The organism is Desulfofundulus sp. JL263-se (assembly GCF_056316025.1).
The window spans coordinates 248323-267555 of the sequence record NZ_CM149993.1 but is presented as its reverse complement, the minus strand read 5'-3'; the positions used below and the strand labels follow the sequence as shown (position 1 = coordinate 267555).

The window sequence follows — 19233 nt, the reverse complement described above, 5'->3', positions numbered from 1 at the left end:
AAAATTTCCCCCAAACAAGATATATTACAAATTTGACATATACAAAGAAACTCCTGCAAATTAGCAAAAAATTTTTGACCCCTGTTCGCTTGAGTTATTAAATGCCCAAAATCAAGAAAAATCTCCTCCTGAATGAACTTAAAGCTAGGCAATATAACGCTTAAACTGCCTGTTAGAAACGAATACCATCAATAGCGCAAACAGGAATACCACTACCAGTCCCGGAATGATTTTCTCCCAAACCCATCCTTCGGTGGCCAGGGCCCGCATGGGAGTAACAGCGTAGGACAAGGGATTCCAGACAGCAATAACCTTGAGCCAGGCGGGCATGGCAGCTACCGGAAAGATAGCATTACTCGTAAACATAAGCGGCATGGTCAAAAAATTGATAATAGCAAACAGCGCTTCGTGTGACTTTACCGTCACCGCAATAGAAAGAGAAATACCCGCCATTGCAAAACAAAATAATGTTGTAATTAAAAGCATCAACAGCAGACCCCAAATTCCTGAAGCAAATCTTACACCCAGTACCATCGCCGTCAGAGCAATAATCAATACCTGAAAGATACTCTGCAACGCCGTGGCCGTCATTTTACCTACAGGAATCGCCCCTCTCCAAATAGGAGCGGACAGCATTTTATTTAAATACCCTATGCGCCGGTCCCAAACTAAGGAAACACCGCCAAAGACACCGCCAAAAAGAGTAGTCATAATCATGATACCCGGAGTCATAAAAACAATGTAATCATCAACGCCTAACATGCGGGCGGCAAACGGATTACTTGTCAAGCCCGACATCATATTGCCCATTAGAACCAGCCAGACCAGCGGCTGGATAATACTCATGATAATCCTGGTTTTTTGCCCCCAATAGCGTTTCATTTCCCGCCAGCAAACATAGTAGATATCACTTATTTTGGGGGAATTTTTCCACGGAAAAATTATCTTTATATAAATAGAACTTAGCTTGGAAAATTTCCCCCAAATCCAGGTCCACCCGCTCATCCCCGTACTCTCCTCATTATCACCCGCGAGCGCATGGCATCTTCCTTGCTGCCGAATTCATTCCTGAGCTCTCGCCCTGTAAAATGCAAATATACATCGTCAAGAGATGGCCTTTTTAATGTTACCGAGCTTATCCACACCTCCAGCGGATGTATCACCCGGAATATTTCCGGAATTGCCGCATCGCCGTTTTTTACTACCACAATGCACTCACCATTACGGGGCTTAACGCTGTCCACAACAGGCAAGCTGTTAATAGCCCGTACAGCTGCAGCCATTTTCTCCCGCCCGGCTCCGGCAAACCGGATATTTATAATATCTCCCCCGATCCGGCTTTTTAATTTGGCAGGTGCATCTACGACCTTGATAACCCCTCGATCGATAATGGCGATCCTGTCACAAAGGGCATCCGCTTCATCCATATAATGCGTGGTCAGAAAAATAGTCATACCCACTTCTTCCCGCAGGTAATTAATATACTGCCAAATTTGGCGCCTAGTTTGAATATCCAGCCCCAAAGTCGGTTCATCGAGAAACAAAACTTTCGGCCGGTGCAGTAGACCTGCGGCAATATCAAGACGTTTGCGCATGCCGCCGGAATAGGTTTCCACCAGGTCATCAGCCCGTTCATGCAGCTCCATAAGTTTTAGAAGTTCCTCACACCTTGCCTCAATTTCCTTTCTTGGCAAGTGATAAAAGCCGGCCTGTATAAAGAGATTATCCCTGCCGGTCAGGTTATCATCCACTGCCAGTTCCTGGGATACATAGCCCAAACTCAGGCGAACCTGATTGGGTTCCCTGACCACATCAAACCCGGCCACACTGGCCCGCCCCGACGTAGGTTTAACCAGCGTAGTTAATATCATAATGGTGGTAGACTTGCCGGCCCCGTTAGGGCCCAGGAAACCAAAAATCTCACCTTCTTCTACTTTAAAAGAAACTTCTTTTACCGCCGTAACACCTCCGGCATAGGTTTTCGTCAAGTTGTCCACTTCAATAACGGAAGCCACCGAATTACACCTCCTTTTCTATTATTGCCGGCAGGCCACATAACGGCCTTTTTCAACCTCTTAGTTCAGGTTTTATTTTACAAGCACTTCCGGCCTCGAGACAACGGGGATAAAAATTACAGCCGGCCCCCAAATCACCCACAACTGAATTTATTTGTTGTACTGTTTTTAGAACTTCTATATCCCGGCCGATATGTGAAAAGGCTCTTACCAGCATCTTTGTATACGGGTGCAGCGGATTTTTCAGCCACCTCTTCAGCGGGGCCGATTTCCACAATATTCCCGCAATACATAACCGCCATTCTATCGCTCATCCAGCGCACTACCTCAAGGTCATAGGAAATGAAAAGATAAGCAATATTAAACATTTTCTGGATTTCTTTTAAAACTTGTGCCTGCACTGAAACATCCAGCATGGAAGTAGGTTCATCGGCTACTATGAAACGCGGCTTCAAGGACAGAATGCGGACCAATACTGCCCTTTGGACCTGCCCGCCGCTAAACTCATGGGGATACCGGTTTAAATTCTCCTTATATAGACCTACCAGGTCAATAAGCTCATAAACCTTTTTTCTCTCTTCCAGGCGGCCGTTGACAATATGCTGAATCCACATCGGCTCAACAAGGCTGTCGTAAATCCTCATCCGCAGGTTGAGCGCGGAAAGTCCGGGGAAAGCGGTCAGGTGAGGAGCCGTGCACATAAAGGCCCTGCCGCTATTCAACACGGCGCCCCGCACCGGGGTAGGCGGCTGGGCACCCAAGCCAGAAAGCTCAGGCCTGCGGCAGCCAGGATCACATAACAAGGTAAAGCCAAATTGTTATAACAACAGGAAAGCAACCTCAAATAAAAAACACGAAGGCCCCACCCCTCTTTTGCGAGGGTTAAGACCTTTGTGTCCAGGTTATCCATATTATGATTTTGTTGAGCCTTAAATAAAATAACAAAAATTAATAATTAACTAATCTCCGAATTCCTTTTTGCAATAATTAATGTACATGGCTTTGCCGGGATGGAAATATCAATCACCTGTATATCTTTAAATCCAACCTGCCAGCATAAATCAATGGATTCCCGTTTTGTATATAAATAGTGCTGGTTATTGGAAAGCGATAACTTCAAGTCAAAATAGCACCGCCGTTAGGGGGCCGGTTCCTTCATCATTAAGCATCCACTGTTTGAGGATAAAAATCCCACCATCATTTAAGCTCTCAAAAATCTTCCTCATAACCCCGGTAACCGCTTCTTTAGGGCGGTAAAATACATCCGATGCTAAAACAATATCGTAACCGCCACCGACTCATAATCGCCTTTTTTCCATTTCTCTCTAACGGCATTCAATTCAAACACCTGGATGTTAACATCGATCCCAACGTTCTTTAATTGTGACTGTATCATTTCACTCATTGCCCTCCATTCCGGAAGACGACTTGATATAACAAAAGTTACGCTGAATGGTTTTCCTTCTTTCTCAAAGATGCCATCACCGGCAGGGTTGCTGTAAACTGCCTCCGGTCGTACTGGTCTTCCACAACATCATCGTAGTCTGTCTGCCGTACCAAAACCAGGTACTTGCCGGGCTGCGGCAGAATGAACTCAGCCAGGCCGCCGGACGCGGTTTTTACCACCACCGGCTCGCAGGCCTCCAAAGGCCCACCGTATGATAAGGTAACTTCAGCGCCGGTCAAAGCTTCACCTTTGTACAATACCTTTACCTGCAGGGTATCGCCCGCTACCAAGTGTACCCCGCCCTGGGGCACCAGTTCCAGCGTATTACCCACCGCCGGCACCGTGCCGTGGAGACGGTGGCCCACCGGAACAACAGCTTTGGCAAACTGGGTAAAGGCCAGGGACTCGCACACATCGGCACAGTCTTTTTTGGGAGCCAGCACGTGTTTCCCGTCGTTAGTAATGGAGACAACCCCGTTCTGCTCAACTACCACCTGGTGGTATCCCTCGCACTCCGGCATAAAAGAAACTATGTAACATGTACCGTCACTATCTTCAATATTTAGTTCTTTTACGTCCCCTTTCGGGCCAAAGACCCGGGCCGTAAGCCTGTCTTTCCTGCACAGCCCGTCCACCTGCATATTATGGCCCCACTTAAAAGGTACTTCTACAGAAGAACCGGTGTGATAATGAGATTTGTTGACCTCCAGCCACCCCTCATGGCCCTGCACCATCAGATGAGTGGTATCGCGGAAAACATTGCCTTTTAACATTTAACTCACTCCCATCTGAAATAATTTGATCCGCCTGGCTGTTTTCAGCACATAAGGCATTTCCCGGGGTTTATCTGGCTCTTAGCGAACGTGCATTAAAAAAATCTGGCGCATGGGGCCAGTTTAAATAACTAGCCCCATATACGCCGGTCGAAAGGAGGAATTTTTCTACTACCGGCGCCACCCAGGCCGGCAGTAGAAATCTCTTTGGGGAGGTCAAAATGCCAAGGTTCAGGCCTGCCCTAAAATGAAAAATGCCATGAAAGCTTGCACCTGCTTCAGCAGGCAAAATGCCTTCATGGCACGATTGTTTACTTTGTTCAGCTGTATGCCCCGCCCAAGGGCGCTGGTATCCCAAAAAACAATAAAAACCATGAAGCAAACTTCACTCCCTGTGAAACCATAACCTCCATGGTTAATTTATTCTTTAAATACAATATTAGCTTTTAACTTTGAGAAAACTTAAACACCTAAAAATTCTTACTTCCCATTCTTCAGCAATTAACGAATGGTTCCTACCACCTTATTGTACTGGTATTCAACATTACTAACCTGATTCCTGCCTGCTTTATAAAATTTTTTAAATTAAAAATAAAAATTTGTTAATCAACCCCAGGAATACCAGCACTCATTTCCTGAATTCCCCGGCAAGATTATAATCTATTTTGTTATGGTAGATTTGCATAACAGGATACAATAATCCTGAGAAAATTATGAAAGGAACGGGTTATGGAAAGGATTATAGAACGGGTTACGGAAAATAAAAGGCTTCTTTTCCTGGCACTTCTCGGGTTTATTGTTCTGGTTGCCGGGTTAGCTCTGGGAACAATGGAAAAATATCGGCTGGCGGGAATCGCCATCTGGCGCCTTGGATACGAAGAGGATCATTTCTGGGATACTCTACGAGAAACTTTTCCAGGCAAACACGGCTTGCATTAATATTAGCTATTTACGGGTTCGGTGGTTCGGCCGGGCCCTCGTTTATTTTTATAATGTGTTCTGGTCAATGCCGGTACCGGTGGAACATCAGGCTCAGGAACCCTATAAATATTATAAAGCTAATAGAAAATTGGTAAATTCTACTTCTTTGCACTAAGTTTTACCTGGTATTATGTTATAATAAGGCATTATAGAAAAACCCCGTAAGGAGAACGATATTCATGAAAAAATCATTATTGTTACTAACCATTATGGTCTTCACTTTATTCCAGATGCCACAAGCTTATTGTCAAACAAATAGCACAGAACCATCCTGGGATAAAGAACAAATGGTCCGGGCCAGAGTTCTGCACGTTGAAGATAAAACAAACTCCATATCAACATCTTCAGGCTCATTTATGAAAGGAAAGGAACAGCTTGTTACAGTTAAGTTACTCGGCAGCAAATATCAGGGGGAAGTGATTACAGTACCCCATGTAATAATGGACCAGCCCGGCTATGATATTGTAATAAATCCCGGTGATGAAGTGATACTGTGCATACAACCCGATGATAACACCTTTAGCAGCGCATACATCACGGATTATGCGCGGGATAAAAAATTACTTTACTTGACCGTACTTTTTATTCTACTCCTGGTGGTTTTAGGGGGCCTGAAAGGCATTAAATCGATTATCTCCCTGGCCATTACCGGCGCAGGCGTTTTTCTGGTCTTACTTCCATTAATGCTTCAGGGGTATAACCCCATTATGCTTACTATCCTCGTCTCTGCCGCAGTGGCCACCATAACCATGGTGATGATCGGAGGAATAAGCATTAAATCATTGTCTGCCATTATCGGAACAACAGGCGGAGTGCTGGTAGCCGGAATACTGGCCATGCTCGTGGGTACAGCAGCTCAGTTGACCGGCTTCAGCAGCGAAGAAATGCATATGCTGCTTTATATTCCACAACAGGTAAATTTCGATTACCGCGGCTTGTTATTTGCAGGAATGATTATCGGTGCCCTGGGTGCAGTAATGGACGTAGGAATGTCCATCGCATCCGCAATAGAAGAGGTGAAGAAAGTCAACCCAACCCTGGGAACAGCCGCCTTAATCCGGGCAGGAATGAACGTGGGACGAGATATCATGGGCACAATGGCCAATACCCTCATTCTGGCCTATACCGGCGGGGCCATACCCTTAATACTGGTATTCATGGCCTATAATACACCTCTTCTAAAAATAATTAACCTGGATTTAATAGCTACAGAAGTCATACGCGCCTTAACCGGCAGTATCGGCCTGGTACTTGCCATTCCCATCACATCTATTGTTGCCGGCCTGTTATTCGGCCGCATAAAAGCTATGCCCCGGAAGAACTATGGTACCTGGAACAAGACAAATTCCTCGAGTTAATTAGTCAATACAACATTTTTTTAATTTTTGTGATATGGCGGACCACGAGCGCTTTGCATATATAACGGGGACAGCACTGTTTTTCGCTTTTTCCTTGATTATTTTTGCAATATTATGATTGATATAATCCGTAAGCACGATAACCAAACCGGCTTCTCCAGGAATCCAAAAGTTGCTTTTGCTGAACTTCTTTCTGCCCTTTATGTGAATTATTTCAGAAAAACCAAACCGTCTTAGATTTTCACCAATATTGCCAAGCCCATCTCCACCGACAATAAATACCGACACATTACAACCTCCTGAATTTTGGTATTACTGAAACATGCCGCTACCTGATTGCTCTTGTATCATTTCAAGAAACTTTTAAACCATCCACGGGTCAAACTGGATGCCCGCCCCTTCTCGTAATTCTCGTAAAGCCCGTTTCAACAGGTAAGGCTTTGCGGCAGGCACGGTCGGACCTCATGGCATCCCAGGCATCCCTCTACTTTTGATAAAATTCCCTCGAACAGCACAAAAAGGAGAATGCGAGCGGGCGCTTATCCTGCGTCCGCCCCGGTGGAGAGAAAAACGATACAATATAATTACAAGTTTTTCTTATCTACATTACTTCTACAGACAGTGCAGCCCTTACACTGTTCATAGCAGCTTATACCCTTTGCCACCCTGTATATGTGCCGGGCTATTGCTGCCACAGCAAAGATGCCTGCTCCTACCAATATTAACGTTTCCATGCAGGCTTTGCCCCCTTTTTAACCCAGGCCGAGGAGACGCCCGCCCTGGTAGACAATAAATGCCACCAGCCAGCCCAGGGCCAGAGTATATCCTACAGCAAATGCTGTCCACTTCCAGGAGTTGGTCTCCCTTTTAATGGTACCGATGACGGCCGCGCAGGGAACGTAAATGAGGGTCATAACCATGAAAGCATAGGCCGAAAGGGGCGTCCAGAATTGCTGCACCGCTGCAACAAGCCCATCTTCCCCAACGCCGTAAATTACACCCAGCGTACCTACCACAACTTCCTTGGCCAGTATCCCGAATAATAAAGCAGCACCGGCTTCCCACGTGCCAAACCCGCAGGGAGCAAATATGGGGGCTATAAAGCTTCCTAATCTGCCGACCAGACTTTCCCTGCTGGCATACTCCACACCCCAGGGAAGAATGGATAAGAGCCAAATAATGATAACTATGGCAAAAATTATGGTTCCGGCTTTTTTGACAAACGCGCTGCCGCGCTCCCACATATGAATAAGCGTACCCCTCAATGTAGGAATACGATACGGCGGAAGCTCCATTACAAACGGGGATGTTTCCCCGGGGAAAAGGAATGTTTTGAAAATTTTTCCCATGATTATGGCGAGAACTATACCAATCATGTAAATTGAAAAGACTACCAGGCCCTGCCTGGCGCTGAAAAATGCCCCGGCGAACAATACATACACCGGCATCCTGGCCCCGCAGGACATGAGGGGGCTAATAAGTACGGTTATCAGCCTGTCCCGCTTGTTTTCCAGCGTGCGCGTAGCCATAACGGCCGGAACGTTGCACCCGAATCCGATAAGCAGCGGGATGAAGGATTTCCCGTGCAGCCCGAGCGAATGCATAAAACGGTCCATAATATAGGCCGCGCGGGCCATGTAACCGCTGTCTTCTAAAAAGGAAATAGCTAGAAATAAGAGGAATATATTGGGTATAAATACCAGCACCGAACCAATACCGCCTATGATCCCGTCAACCACAAAGGAAATAATCAGCTCTGAGGCATGGACTGCGGCAAGCCCGCCTGCTACTACCCCTCCAAGCCATTCAAAGAAGGTTTCTATCCAGCCGATCACAGGGTCACCCAGGGTAAAAGTAAATTGAAATACACCCCACATGGCTAAAAGAAATATGGGGATTCCTAGTACACGGCTGGTTACAATTTTGTCGATTTTATCAGATACAGAGAGCCTCTGCTCTGCCGGTACACGCCTGGCAACAACCTGCTTTGCCACCCCGCCGATAAAACCGTAGCGGCGGTCGGCAATCAAGGATTCCGCATCCTCACCGGTAACATCCAGCAGGTGGTTTATACTTTTTTCAGCCTGGGCAGTGAGTTCAGCGGTACCGGTCCACTCTTTGACTTCGTTATAAATATTTTCATCTTCCTCGAGCAGCTTGAGTGCCAGCCACCTGGGGGGTAACTCTGCTGGCAGCCGGCCATGGGCCCAAATAATTGATTCCAACTTACTAAGTTCTTCTTCCACCTCTTTGCCGTAATTTATTTTCAAAGGTTTTTTCCTGCCCGTACCTGCTGCTTGTACTGCCTGAGCGATAAGCTCATTCATTCCTTCTTTTTTGGTGGCAACAGTGGGTATTACCGGCACCCCCAGCAGCTCGGAAAGTTTTTGAGCATTAATGCTCACTCCCCTGGCCTTAGCCTCGTCCATCATGTTTAAGGCTACCACAACATTGGCGCCCATCTCTAATAACTGGGTGGTTAAATAAAGATTGCGCTCCAGATTTGAAGCGTCCACTACATTGATAATAACGTTCGGGTTTTCTTTTAAAACAAAATCACGAGCAATTACCTCGTCTTCTGAGTAGGCACCAAGGCTGTACGTGCCGGGCAAGTCAATTACGCTGTGACTCACCCCCTGATAAATAAGCCTTCCCTCTTTCTTTTCCACCGTAACACCAGGCCAGTTGCCTACATGCTGGCGCGCCCCGGTTAAATTGTTAAAAATGCTCGTTTTACCGGAGTTCGGATTGCCCGCCAGGGCAATAACTATTTCTTTTGTTGCTTCCAATTTTTGCGCTGCTTCCAAGTAACTCACCCGCCCTTTGGAATATTTTCCAACTAACCAATAAAATTATCCAACTTCTTCAACCATTACTTTTTGGGCAACACCCTGCCCAATAACCAACCGCCCTTCATTCAGCGCCACGATCAAAGGACCGCAGTTATCATTTTTAACCATGCGTACAACTGCTCCACGTACAAGCCCCATTCCCGTCAATCTCTGGCGTACACCTTTTCCCCCTATAATATCCTTTACAACACCGGTGTAACCCATGGGAAGAAACCCGAGAGGCATCATTTATATCACCTCTACAAAAATACCTGCTGCTTCTTGTTTCCGAAGGCTCAAGTGATAACCCCTGACCAGCATTTCTATAGGGTCACCCAAAGGGGCCACGCCTTTAACCACAATTTCCACCCCGGGAACCAGGCCCATATCCAGGATTCTGCGGCGTAAAGGACCTTTTGCCCCGATGCGGATTATTTTCCCCTTGCTCCCCGGCGGCAGTTCGCTCAATTTGCTACTGTTTTTTTGCACGCTCATGTTCTAATACCCACTCCTTTCCGGTACTTTTGTTATCCTCGGCTTGATGACCAATATTTTGTATTAACACTCCCCTGCTAATGATAATGATAATCTTTATCATTAAATGGTGAATAAATAATAATGATTTTCATTTTCATTGTAGGGCAGCACCTTCTTATTGTCAACTGGTTTCAAAAAATTTCTTCCAATATATTACCTTCACCGTCGTCCCGGACAGTTAGATCAAATCCCTTAGGGCCTCCTATCTCAATATTTTGCAGCAAAGTTTTAAACAGCTTGATTCTATTTGTTAAACCACCCTATCCGTGCACCGGTAACACTGTCTATATCAGAGGAATACGGTTTGATGTCTATAAGAGGGCTGCCGTCCACTGCGTCGAGGCCGCGCACCACCAAACGGTTGCCTTCCCGGCGCAATAACTCGGCCACACAGAAGGCAATGGGGTTGGGGCGGGACGGCGAGCGGCAGGCAAATACGCCGCGAATCTCCGGGCCGTAAGGTGTTTTGGTCTGCAGTGTATCCCGCCTCGACCGGTCACACCAGTACAAAACAATCAGGTGTGTTGCCTCTTCTATGTCCTTCAGCCCTGCAGAATACTCATTGTAAATCTCCAGTTCCACTGTTTCTTCAGCAAAACGACCCTGGCACGGTGCATCTTCTTTAGTTTTATACGGGCTGTGAATTACTCCTATTGCCGTTAACTCCAAATAATCGCCTCCATTAAAAAAGCCACAAAAAACCTCCTTCCCAACCTTCAGGTTGGGAAAGGCCTTCATGGCCCAAGTATTAATATTCATGATAAGATTTCCAGACAAGAAATATTATAACATATTATGCAAAAAAACTTCTGCACCCAAATTTAAAAAACTTTATATATCATAAACCCAGCAGTTCGCGCACCTTCTCCACTAACATATCCACCAGGTGGGGCAGCGGCTCGGATACACTGCCGATTACTTCCACGCCGGAGCGATTAAGGTGCAGAACATACTTGGGTACCGGGGCAAGGGCCACTGCCTCGGCCGCAGCGGTCGTCATTTCACCGCTGAAACCAAACGGCATAATCATTCCCACCGTGCCCACCAGCAGGTCCACGCGCCGTGCGTTGTAAATAATTGCGTTTTCCCCGCTGGCCACTTCATTGGCCCCTGCCTTATACATGCGGCCGGCCGCAAGGGCGTTGGTGCCCAGGGCAATAATTTCCACTCTTGCAGCCGGCAGCGCCAGGGCTAACTTTTCCACAATTTGAGCACCTATACCGCCCCCCTGACCGTCAACGACGGCTATGCGGTACACCTTATTTTTACCCATTATGTTCCCCCGCAAGATTAATTTCTACCAGAGCATCCATGAAGTGAATAACTTTGACAATAACAATGCCGCGGAAGCCAAAAAATAATGTTCCTGGCAGGATTTTATATTTTAAAGTCGAATAGTTATAAACAAAAAAAGCTGGTAATCGAAACCAACCTTTCTCTCACCTGACAGAACAGTTAAGAAAAAAGCCTGGCGTATAGGGCTAGTTTGGGTAACTAGCCCTATATACGCCGGTCGAAAGGAGGAATTTTTCTACTACCGGCGCCTCCCAAGCCGGTAGTAGAAAACACTTTGAGGAGGTCAAAGTGCCAAGGTTTAGAACTGCCCTAAAATGAAAAATGCCATGAAAGCTTGCCCCTGCTTCTGCAGGTAAAATGCCTTCATGGCATAATTTACTTCATGAACAGCCAACTGAACCAACGGGTGGTTCCTACCACCCTTTAAAATTATTATTCAATATTAGTGGCCCAATTCCTGCTGCTTTTAAAAAATTTTAATTAATCCAGGGTAATAACTTTTTGGGCCATAGAAACAACAAAAAAGGCATCTCTTTTAGCCCTCTCCGCATCTTCTTTAGTATACTCTTCGGTAGGTATAAAATCAACATCCCCATAGAACGAAAACTCCCGTTCCTTGCGCAGCCACTTTGAAATTCTGGCTAACCTCTCCGCCTGGCTGGAAACTTCTGCAGGCAGCCTGTCTTTGAATTCAACTACCAGCCACCCCACATCATGTTGTTTTGGAGGTTCCACCCCCAGCTGGCGAAGAATCCCTTTAAGAGCCAGCTCAACCAGTTCCTGGGCCTCCCGCACCACATCAGAATAGGCTTCTTCTTTCAAAAGTACATCCAAAACCTTGAGCCGCTTAGTTGCTTTAAGCAGGTAGCTTTGCGCCAGGGTTTGGTTAGTCATATTTCAAAAACCTCACCTATCTTGTAATCTTCTTTGAGTACCCAGTACCAGGCACCGCCCCGCCTTATTTTTTTTGCCCCTAACTTTTCCAACCTTGTACGCAAGCGTTCCAAGAAATTCCTGAAAAAGTTATTCCTATCGTAAAGAATGCGGGCATCGTCAAGCATATCCAGAAATATAAGACTTCCTGCTAAAACTTCTTCTCTGGTCTTCATTACGGGAGAAAGAAACGTGTTAATACCTGCACCTTCAAGCCTTTTCAAAGAAACCTCTAAAACCTTTTCGACGCGCTCAAACTCGGCAACCCTCTTTAACCTGCCGTGGGGCAGTCTCTCTGCAACAATGAGAATATCAATATCCGAGTCCGGCCGCGGTGTACCCCTGCCCACCGAACCAAATACGGCCAGCGTTACCAGCCTTTCACCGTACACCTCCTTAACGGCCTCCAGTACTCCGGGCAAAAACTCTTCAAAAGCCTGCAAAAGCAAGATAAAAATTCACCTCTTCTCGAAAAAGCAGGACCACAGAAATCTCTGGTCAAGAGAAGCTAATTTATAAATATATAGTATCTTAAAGTTTATCCATTGTCAATTTTTGGTCACAGCCTCTTTGAATCCCCCTCACCGCTCAACGCGGCTGCCTTAGTGACTGCCGGGGCACGGTGTCCGTTGCTGCCTGTACCAGCACCATGGCAGTCCGGAGCCGTTCTTCCGGCCAGATGGGTATCGCTCCGGATGCCGCCTGAAACTTTTCCGGGTCAAGGCCCGTTCCCCGGACCAGCCGCGCCACCACCTCCCCTGCCGGCGGCCGCAGGGCCACATTGCCGCCCAGCACCACGGCTACGATCTCTCCACTCACCTGCAGGAGAACCGCCAGGTACACCAGCCCGGCATACAGGTGTAAAGAACCCCCTCCCCTGCAGCCACAGCAGCCTTCGCAGAGGCCGCGCGCAAACTGCGCACCTGGCCCGCGTTCCGGATTGCTGTCAAGCAGGACGCAGAAAGGACACAGGTTAACGGGCTCGGCAACGAGCGGCTGTCCGGGTACGCAAAATCTGCACAAGATCAACTTAGAACGCTGGTTAGTACAGGCTGCCACCTGCTCTTCCTCTTTCACTCGATAAGAAAGCAAGCTACCCGACGCGCAGAACAAGCCTTTAATTTGGGTTTTTCTTCAAAGCAACGGGGCAAGGCCCCGGGACAGCGCCGGGTAAAAGGGCACCCTTTTCCAGCACCCGGTTCTTGTTTGCTGCATTTGCATTTTTCTCGCGCGTTTAGAACTTGGGAATCTGAACGTTCTTTTGCCAGGATAGGTGCAGATTCCACCAGGCACTTCGTATAAGGATGCAGGGGCTTGCTTATTACCTCACTGGCCGGTCCTTCTTCGACAATACACCCTTTCAGCATAACAGCCACCCGGTCGCTGACCTTTCTTGCAAGGGCAATGTCATGAGTGATTAAGAGCAGGGCCAAACCCCTTTTTTCTTGAAGATTGAGGAGAAGTTTTAAAATCTTGGCCTGTACGCTGGCATCTAATGCCGAGGTCGGCTCATCAGCAATTAAAAGCTTGGGATTTAAAATCAGGGCGCGGGCGATGGCAACCCTCTGCACCTCACCACCACTTAAATGATGAGGGTATTTCTTCAAGAAATCATCTCCGGCAGGCAGCTCCACCTCGTCCAAAACACGCCTGACCGCTTCGAGTTTCTCTTCCTCATTACCTCTTCCCTGCACATCTAAGGGCTCTTTTACCGCCTGAAAAACGTTCATACGGTGGCTGATGGACTCCCCGGGGTTCTGAAAAATCATCTGCACACGCTCATAAAAATCCTTCTTTCTCTGGGCAACCTTTTCTCCTTCAAGGAATATTTCTCCCTGATCGGGTTCAAACAGGCCAATAATCGTTTTGGCCAAAGTTGTTTTGCCGCAACCACTCTCCCCGACAAGTGCTAAAGTCTCCCCTTCATAAAGGGTAAATCCCACTTCCTGCACTGCCTTAACATGATCGAAGCTCTTGCTTAATTTCTTTATTTCCAGCAAGGGCACAATGCCGCCCCGGTGGCAGGCAACAAAGCGCCCGCCTGCAGCCTGTAGTTCCGGTACCTCCTCACGGCAAACAGCTATCCTCTGGGTGCACCGGGGGTGAAAGGGGCAACCTGCTACCGTATGCGCCATCCGGCCGGGTATCCCCTGCAAATCTTTGGTTGTAGTCATATTCGGATAAGATCGCAAAAGGCCCCGCGTATATGGGTGAAGCGGAGTTTCCAGCAAATCCTTTGTGGAACTCCATTCAACCATCCTACCCCCATATAAAACAGCCATATTGTCCGTAAGCCTGGCAGCAGCAGAAATATCGTGGGAGATCACCAGCGTGGCTTTATCTTTCGTCACTTCTTGAAGCAGCGTGATAATTTCTGCTTTTGTTAAAGCATCCAGGGCAGCAGTTGGTTCATCTAAAATTAAAACTTCAGGGTCATTTGCCAGAGCCATGCAAATGAGCGCCCTTTGCTTCTCACCACCGCTGAGTTGATGAGGATAAGCGTTAGCGCGGCGGTTATCAAGACCAACGAAGGTTAATAGATCACGGGCTCGTTTTCCGGCTAAAATCTTATCTTTTTGCCCGTGAACCAGAATGGATTCCACAATCTGCTCGTATACGGTGTAAAGCGGGTGCAGGGCATCTTCCACATTTTGAAAAACCATGGCTACTTGCCGGCCGCGGATCCGGCGGCGCTCTTCTTCTGATAAGGACAATATGTTTTTGCCTCCAATAATAATCTCACCAGTGCACCTGCCTTCCACCAACCCCAGAATACTTAACCCCAGAGTGGTTTTCCCTGTGCCTGATTCCCCAATAATGGACAAAGACTCTCCTTTATTTAAAGTTAAATTAATATCTTTTAACACCGGAAACCCGTTGTAAGAAACCTTCAGATTTTTAATCTCCAGCATGGTCTACCCCTTTTCGCAAGCGAGGATTCAGTGCTTTTTCGAGGGCATAACCAATAAACGCAAAAGCCATGATGGTCAGCGAAAGAGCGAATCCTGCAGGCAAAAGCCACCATTTCCAGGCATCTAAATATGAAAATTTTAATGCATGTTGCATCATTTTGCCCCAGCTTATTATGGCAGGATCGGATATGCCTAAAAAGGAAAGCCCTGCTTCCATGAACACCGCCCGGCGCGCATCGTGGATCATGGCAGCAACTATTACCGGGCCGAGATCGGGGATTATGTGGTAAAAAAGCAAGTGCAGCCAGCCGGCTCCAAAAGTGCGGGCCGCCGCAACATGCATCCTTTCTTTTAAAGAAAGCGTCTGAGCCCTAATCACCCTTGCCCCGCCGGGCCAGAGGAAGGTAGAAAGCAAAATAATCAATAGAAAGATGTTGGGTTTTAGATAGGACGCCACCAGAATTACCACAATAACCGGTGGGATAACAATCAAGGTATCTACCACGCGCATCAGAATACGATCATAAAGACCCCCAAAAAGCGCAGCCGTACTCCCGGCCAGTGTACTAAAAAATGCAGACAGCAAAGCAACTCCGCACCCGACTGCAAGTGATGTGCGTGCCCCGTAAAGAAGACGTGTCCAAATATCCTGTCCTACATCGTTGGTCCCCAGCAAGTGCTGTACTGACGGGGGACTGAAAATAGAACCAGTATAAGTAACCGGCCGGTAAGGAGTGAGTACAGGTGCAAAGATGGCCAGAGTTGCCAGCAAAAAAATTATCAAAATGCCTATCCTGCCAAACTTGTTTTGCTTTACCTCCTGCCAGTAATTAATGTGCATAAGCAACCCTCGGATCAAGTCTTGTGTATAATAAATCCACTAAGTAATTAGTAGCCAAAATCACAGCCGTAACCATCAGAAGTATCCCTTGAAGAAGCGGATAATCACGTGCCAGCAAAGAATTGTAAAGAAGTAAGCCTACCCCGGGGTAAGAAAATACAATTTCAATAAATAAGGCGCCTGTTACCGAATGGGCCAATTGCAAACCCGTGGCAGTTACCACCGGCAAAAGAGAATTTCGCCCGGCGTGCCGATACCTTATGGCCCGCTCATGACAGCCCTTGGCCATGGCCGTTAAAATAAAAGCCTCACCCAAAGTGGTAATCATCGTATTACGTGTCAAAAGATATGTACCCGTCACCCGCACGAGAACCAGGGCAGCAAGCGGCAGTGCCAGGTGGTGCAAAGCATCTAAAACCAGCACCAGCCCGCTTTTCCCGGCATAAGGGGTCAGCGCGCCGGCTAAAGGTGCTAAACCCAGGACCACGCCAAATAAGAGGAGCATCAAAATCCCTACAAAAAAGTCGGGAAACCCGCTCAAAAACATCAGCCCCGTAAGCAAAACCCCATCTAAGGCCCGGCCGCGCCTGTACCCGGATTCAATTCCCAAAATAAGACCGAGGGTGGTCGAAATCAATACGGCCAGCCCTGCAAGTAAAAGCGTCCAGGGAAGGGAACCAAGGATAACTTTTAAAACCGGGGCGTTGTAGTAATATGAATACCCCAGGTCTCCCCGCAAAAGCGACAAAACATAAGCACCAAACTGCTCGCTCAGGGAGCGATCTAAAGAAAATCGCCGGATCAATTCCGCCTTTAAATCCGGGGTCATGGCTATCAGCGCTTCATCCCCGTAGATGGCCTGCAGCGGGTCGCCAGGCATCAACCTCGGCAACAAAAAGTTTAAGGTAAGAATAATGAGAAATGCTACCAGATAATTAGCAGCAGAACCTGCTTTGTTCATAACCCGGTTCCCCCCTGGAAATATTACATACCTGCTCCAGAGTATCAAAAAGTGATTGACAGCAGAAACAAACTTTAAAAAGCTCATCGTAAATCTTAAACACTTTTAAAGCTTCAGGGTATTTTTCTACTATATTTTGAGGATTGTCATTTCCTTTGTAATCATCTTAATCCGGGACTCCTTACTTTACAAACGACATCTTATTTAAAGGAATTGGAATACCACTAGCAATTCCCTGTTTGGTGTAGTAAAGGGTTACCTGACCGTCATGGGCCCAATACCAGGTGGGGTAATACAGGCACAGGCAGGGCATTTCTTGTGCATAAATTTCCTGGATCTGACCCACCAGGGTTTTGCGTCTTTCCTGGTCCATTTCCTGAAGTTGTTGTTTCAAAAGATTAGTAAGGTCTTCACTTTTCTGGTACCTGACACTGTTAAATCCCTTTCCGGTGATTACTTTGTTTAAAATTTCGGGATCTCCACCAAGCCCGCCGTGGCCGCTCAAAGCAAGGTCAAACCTCCATTCGTTCACCATGCTGTCCAATGTCTTGGACTCCAAACTGCGCAGATTTATCTTGATTCCCGCTTTTTCCAGCTGCTCTTTAATCATCTCGCCTTCACGTTCCCGCGGGGCGCCCGGAACGCCAATTCCGCCTCCGCCGACCAAAAGCTCGAGTTCCAGAACCTTCCCGTTCTTTTCATAATAATTACCTTTTTTAACATATCCCAGGCGGGCCAAAATTTCTCCTGCCTTTTCCGGGTTGTACGGGTACTGCTTGATTTCGGGATTGAACCAGGGATTATCAGAGGGGACTAAGCCAGGGCTTCCTGCCAGCCCGTGACCTCTCAGGCAGGTATCCACCAGCGCCTGGCGGTCAATGGCATAAGCCAGTACCTGGCGAAATTTTTTGCTGGCCAGAGGCTCCTTTTTATGATTAATCATCAGTTTGGCAACCCAGTCATGAGACCCCACAAGAACTTTAAATCCTTCCTTTTCCAGTTCTTTTACCAGTTCAGGCGGTACCTGTACGGCATTAACCTGCTTTTGCCTTAAGGCACTGACGGCCATTTCTCCGCTTATTTTGACAAACTTGAGCCGGTCAACCTTTGGTTTGCCCTGGTAATAATTATCACAGGCCTCGTAAAGATAAGTTCCCTGTGCTTTATTGTAATCCACCAGCTTAAACGGCCCGGTTCCAATCAAGGCTTCTTTTTGCTGGAACTGCTCCGGATTTTGTACGTCCTTCCAGATGTGTTCAGGAAGGATGGGCATCGTGCCGGCTACAGCGTGTAAAAACGGAGCATATGGCTTACTTAAGTAAAGCTTTAAAGTATAATCATCTACAGCCTCTGCCTTTTTTACAATACCCGGATCAACCCATTGATAGGGATGTTTTTTCGTATAGTCAAAAGTAAACACCACGTCCTTGGCGGTAAACTTTTGCCCGTCATGCCAGTTGACGTTTTTACGCAGATTAAACAAGTAAGCATTTTCATCTTTCAGATATTCCCAGCTTTCGGCCAGAGCTGGAATGTATCCCTGATCGTCTTTCCATACCAGGGTATCGAAGATATAGCTCATCCTCACATAACCCGGGCCCCGGGAATAATGGGCATAAGGCGAGGGGAAACCCCAGTCTCCGGTCGGATCGGCGATAGTATAAACGTCGATTTTTCCACTTCTGGAAGCATTTTCGCTGCCGGTCTGTTTTGCACCACAGCCTGCAAACGCAAAAACCACCAAACCCAGGACCACGCCCAGGGCAAAAAGTTGCCTTAACCATTTTAACTTACCATGCATAAATCATTCTCCTTTACTTAAAAATATCTCGGTATATTCAGCATGCCGGCCGGGTAAACCAATCTCAATACTGCGCATCGCCAATTCCCGGCGCAAAACAGGTTCCGTTGTATCACCTGCTTTGTTTAAAACAACTTTAAAGCTTTTCTGGACTTCTTCGGCTAGTTTCTTCGCCTTTTCGGCCAGCAAGACTGCTTCGTGAGAAGGATCTGCCGCCATCAATATCACATCAACGCCTTCCAGTATCCCCCGCCCGAATGTTCCACACCGGCTTCGATATCCACTAAAACCCATTTACAATTGCTTTGAGCACTTAGATCAGCCTCCTTTTCCGCACGCAACCATTTTTGACATAATGCACATATATTTATTTTCTGATTTTTTAATCAGTTCAGATTACTGCCCCAAAAAAGAAAACCATGAGGAACCCCCTTCTGGAGGTAAAACCTTCATGGTTTTAGCTATTCGAAATTTGCGATTTTTTATGGAAATTACTTACCAAGCCGGCTTCGGCCGTATAATGGGACGACTTCGGTCATCCAGCGTC

The 19233-nt window shown here is 47.0% G+C and carries 23 protein-coding genes and 1 pseudogene; 2 read left to right on the top strand and 22 right to left on the bottom strand.

The features are described from left to right. Positions 1-144: 144 nt before the first annotated feature. The 7 genes and pseudogenes from ACX4JR_RS01390 to ACX4JR_RS01360 all read right to left on the bottom strand — a co-directional run bounded on the left by ACX4JR_RS01390 (position 145) and on the right by ACX4JR_RS01360 (position 4610). Entirely contained in the window at positions 145-1005 is an 861-nt protein-coding gene (locus ACX4JR_RS01390; protein ID WP_476059273.1) for an ABC transporter permease, read from the bottom strand. Then, the gene (locus ACX4JR_RS01385) at positions 1002-2015 is read right to left on the bottom strand and encodes an ATP-binding cassette domain-containing protein (RefSeq protein WP_476059272.1); all 1014 of its coding nucleotides are present in this window, start codon (positions 2013-2015) and stop codon (positions 1002-1004) included. The genes ACX4JR_RS01390 and ACX4JR_RS01385 overlap by 4 nt, the downstream gene beginning before the upstream one ends. Positions 2016-2067: 52 nt before the next feature. Further along, a complete protein-coding gene (locus tag ACX4JR_RS01380; RefSeq protein WP_476059271.1) occupies positions 2068-2232 on the bottom strand; it encodes a hypothetical protein in 165 nt (54 codons plus the stop codon). A 211-nt stretch (positions 2233-2443) separates the two neighbouring features. After that, positions 2444-2659, bottom strand: a pseudogene (locus ACX4JR_RS01375) (ATP-binding cassette domain-containing protein); the annotation flags it as partial. 626 nt (positions 2660-3285) lie between these two features. Further along, positions 3286-3492 (bottom strand): ABC transporter substrate-binding protein, encoded by a 207-nt coding sequence (locus ACX4JR_RS01370; RefSeq protein ID WP_476060447.1) that lies wholly within the window; start codon positions 3490-3492, stop codon positions 3286-3288. After that, positions 3459-4235 (bottom strand): DUF4198 domain-containing protein, encoded by a 777-nt coding sequence (locus tag ACX4JR_RS01365; RefSeq protein WP_476059270.1) that lies wholly within the window; start codon positions 4233-4235, stop codon positions 3459-3461. The genes ACX4JR_RS01370 and ACX4JR_RS01365 overlap by 34 nt, the downstream gene beginning before the upstream one ends. 231 nt (positions 4236-4466) lie before the next feature. Then, a complete protein-coding gene (locus ACX4JR_RS01360; RefSeq protein WP_476059269.1) occupies positions 4467-4610 on the bottom strand; it encodes a hypothetical protein in 144 nt (47 codons plus the stop codon). Between the two features lie 354 nt (positions 4611-4964). Between ACX4JR_RS01360 and ACX4JR_RS01355 the strand changes: the two genes are divergently transcribed. Further along, positions 4965-5174, top strand: a complete 210-nt coding sequence (locus ACX4JR_RS01355; RefSeq protein WP_476059268.1) for a hypothetical protein — start codon at positions 4965-4967, stop codon at positions 5172-5174. A 221-nt stretch (positions 5175-5395) separates the two neighbouring features. After that, the gene (locus tag ACX4JR_RS01350; protein WP_476059267.1) at positions 5396-6574 is read left to right on the top strand and encodes a YibE/F family protein; all 1179 of its coding nucleotides are present in this window, start codon (positions 5396-5398) and stop codon (positions 6572-6574) included. Here ACX4JR_RS01350 and ACX4JR_RS01345 read toward each other — a convergent pair whose 3' ends face one another. The 15 genes from ACX4JR_RS01345 to ACX4JR_RS01275 form a co-directional block, all read right to left on the bottom strand. Continuing rightward, a complete protein-coding gene (locus ACX4JR_RS01345) occupies positions 6575-6862 on the bottom strand; it encodes a DUF2325 domain-containing protein (RefSeq protein ID WP_476059266.1) in 288 nt (95 codons plus the stop codon). Between the two features lie 296 nt (positions 6863-7158). Further along, positions 7159-7308, bottom strand: a complete 150-nt coding sequence (locus ACX4JR_RS01340; RefSeq protein ID WP_476059265.1) for a hypothetical protein — start codon at positions 7306-7308, stop codon at positions 7159-7161. A gap of 18 nt (positions 7309-7326) precedes the next feature. After that, positions 7327-9381 carry a ferrous iron transport protein B gene (feoB, locus tag ACX4JR_RS01335; protein ID WP_476059264.1) on the bottom strand — a complete coding sequence of 685 codons (2055 nt, stop codon included), beginning with the start codon at positions 9379-9381 and terminating at the stop codon, positions 7327-7329. Between the two features lie 45 nt (positions 9382-9426). Beyond that, complete coding sequence (locus ACX4JR_RS01330) at positions 9427-9654, bottom strand: FeoA family protein (RefSeq protein WP_476059263.1); 228 nt, start codon at positions 9652-9654, stop codon at positions 9427-9429. Beyond that, positions 9655-9900: a FeoA family protein gene (locus ACX4JR_RS01325; protein WP_476059262.1), complete on the bottom strand. Its 246-nt coding sequence runs from the start codon at positions 9898-9900 to the stop codon at positions 9655-9657. 285 nt (positions 9901-10185) lie between these two features. Beyond that, positions 10186-10719, bottom strand: coding sequence for a tRNA (N6-threonylcarbamoyladenosine(37)-N6)-methyltransferase TrmO (tsaA, locus tag ACX4JR_RS01320; RefSeq protein WP_476059261.1), 534 nt, complete (start codon positions 10717-10719; stop codon positions 10186-10188). 61 nt (positions 10720-10780) lie between these two features. Continuing rightward, on the bottom strand, positions 10781-11215 hold the full coding sequence (locus tag ACX4JR_RS01315; protein ID WP_476059260.1) for a DUF3842 family protein: 435 nt from the start codon (positions 11213-11215) through the stop codon (positions 10781-10783). A gap of 503 nt (positions 11216-11718) precedes the next feature. Beyond that, the gene (locus tag ACX4JR_RS01310; protein WP_476059259.1) at positions 11719-12132 is read right to left on the bottom strand and encodes a HEPN domain-containing protein; all 414 of its coding nucleotides are present in this window, start codon (positions 12130-12132) and stop codon (positions 11719-11721) included. Next, positions 12129-12614, bottom strand: a complete 486-nt coding sequence (locus ACX4JR_RS01305; RefSeq protein WP_476059258.1) for a nucleotidyltransferase domain-containing protein — start codon at positions 12612-12614, stop codon at positions 12129-12131. Before ACX4JR_RS01305 ends, ACX4JR_RS01310 begins: the two co-directional genes overlap by 4 nt. Before the next feature lie 145 nt (positions 12615-12759). Continuing rightward, positions 12760-13248 (bottom strand): PocR ligand-binding domain-containing protein, encoded by a 489-nt coding sequence (locus ACX4JR_RS01300; RefSeq protein ID WP_476059257.1) that lies wholly within the window; start codon positions 13246-13248, stop codon positions 12760-12762. Then, positions 13245-15083 (bottom strand): ABC transporter ATP-binding protein, encoded by a 1839-nt coding sequence (locus ACX4JR_RS01295; RefSeq protein ID WP_476059256.1) that lies wholly within the window; start codon positions 15081-15083, stop codon positions 13245-13247. The genes ACX4JR_RS01300 and ACX4JR_RS01295 overlap by 4 nt, the downstream gene beginning before the upstream one ends. Further along, a complete protein-coding gene (locus tag ACX4JR_RS01290; RefSeq protein WP_476059255.1) occupies positions 15070-15924 on the bottom strand; it encodes an ABC transporter permease in 855 nt (284 codons plus the stop codon). Before ACX4JR_RS01290 ends, ACX4JR_RS01295 begins: the two co-directional genes overlap by 14 nt. After that, positions 15914-16885 (bottom strand): ABC transporter permease, encoded by a 972-nt coding sequence (locus ACX4JR_RS01285; RefSeq protein ID WP_476059254.1) that lies wholly within the window; start codon positions 16883-16885, stop codon positions 15914-15916. Before ACX4JR_RS01285 ends, ACX4JR_RS01290 begins: the two co-directional genes overlap by 11 nt. 181 nt (positions 16886-17066) lie before the next feature. After that, entirely contained in the window at positions 17067-18686 is a 1620-nt protein-coding gene (locus ACX4JR_RS01280) for an ABC transporter substrate-binding protein (protein ID WP_476059253.1), read from the bottom strand. 3 nt (positions 18687-18689) lie between these two features. Next, positions 18690-18980 carry a hypothetical protein gene (locus ACX4JR_RS01275; protein ID WP_476059252.1) on the bottom strand — a complete coding sequence of 97 codons (291 nt, stop codon included), beginning with the start codon at positions 18978-18980 and terminating at the stop codon, positions 18690-18692. Positions 18981-19233 lie beyond the last annotated feature (253 nt).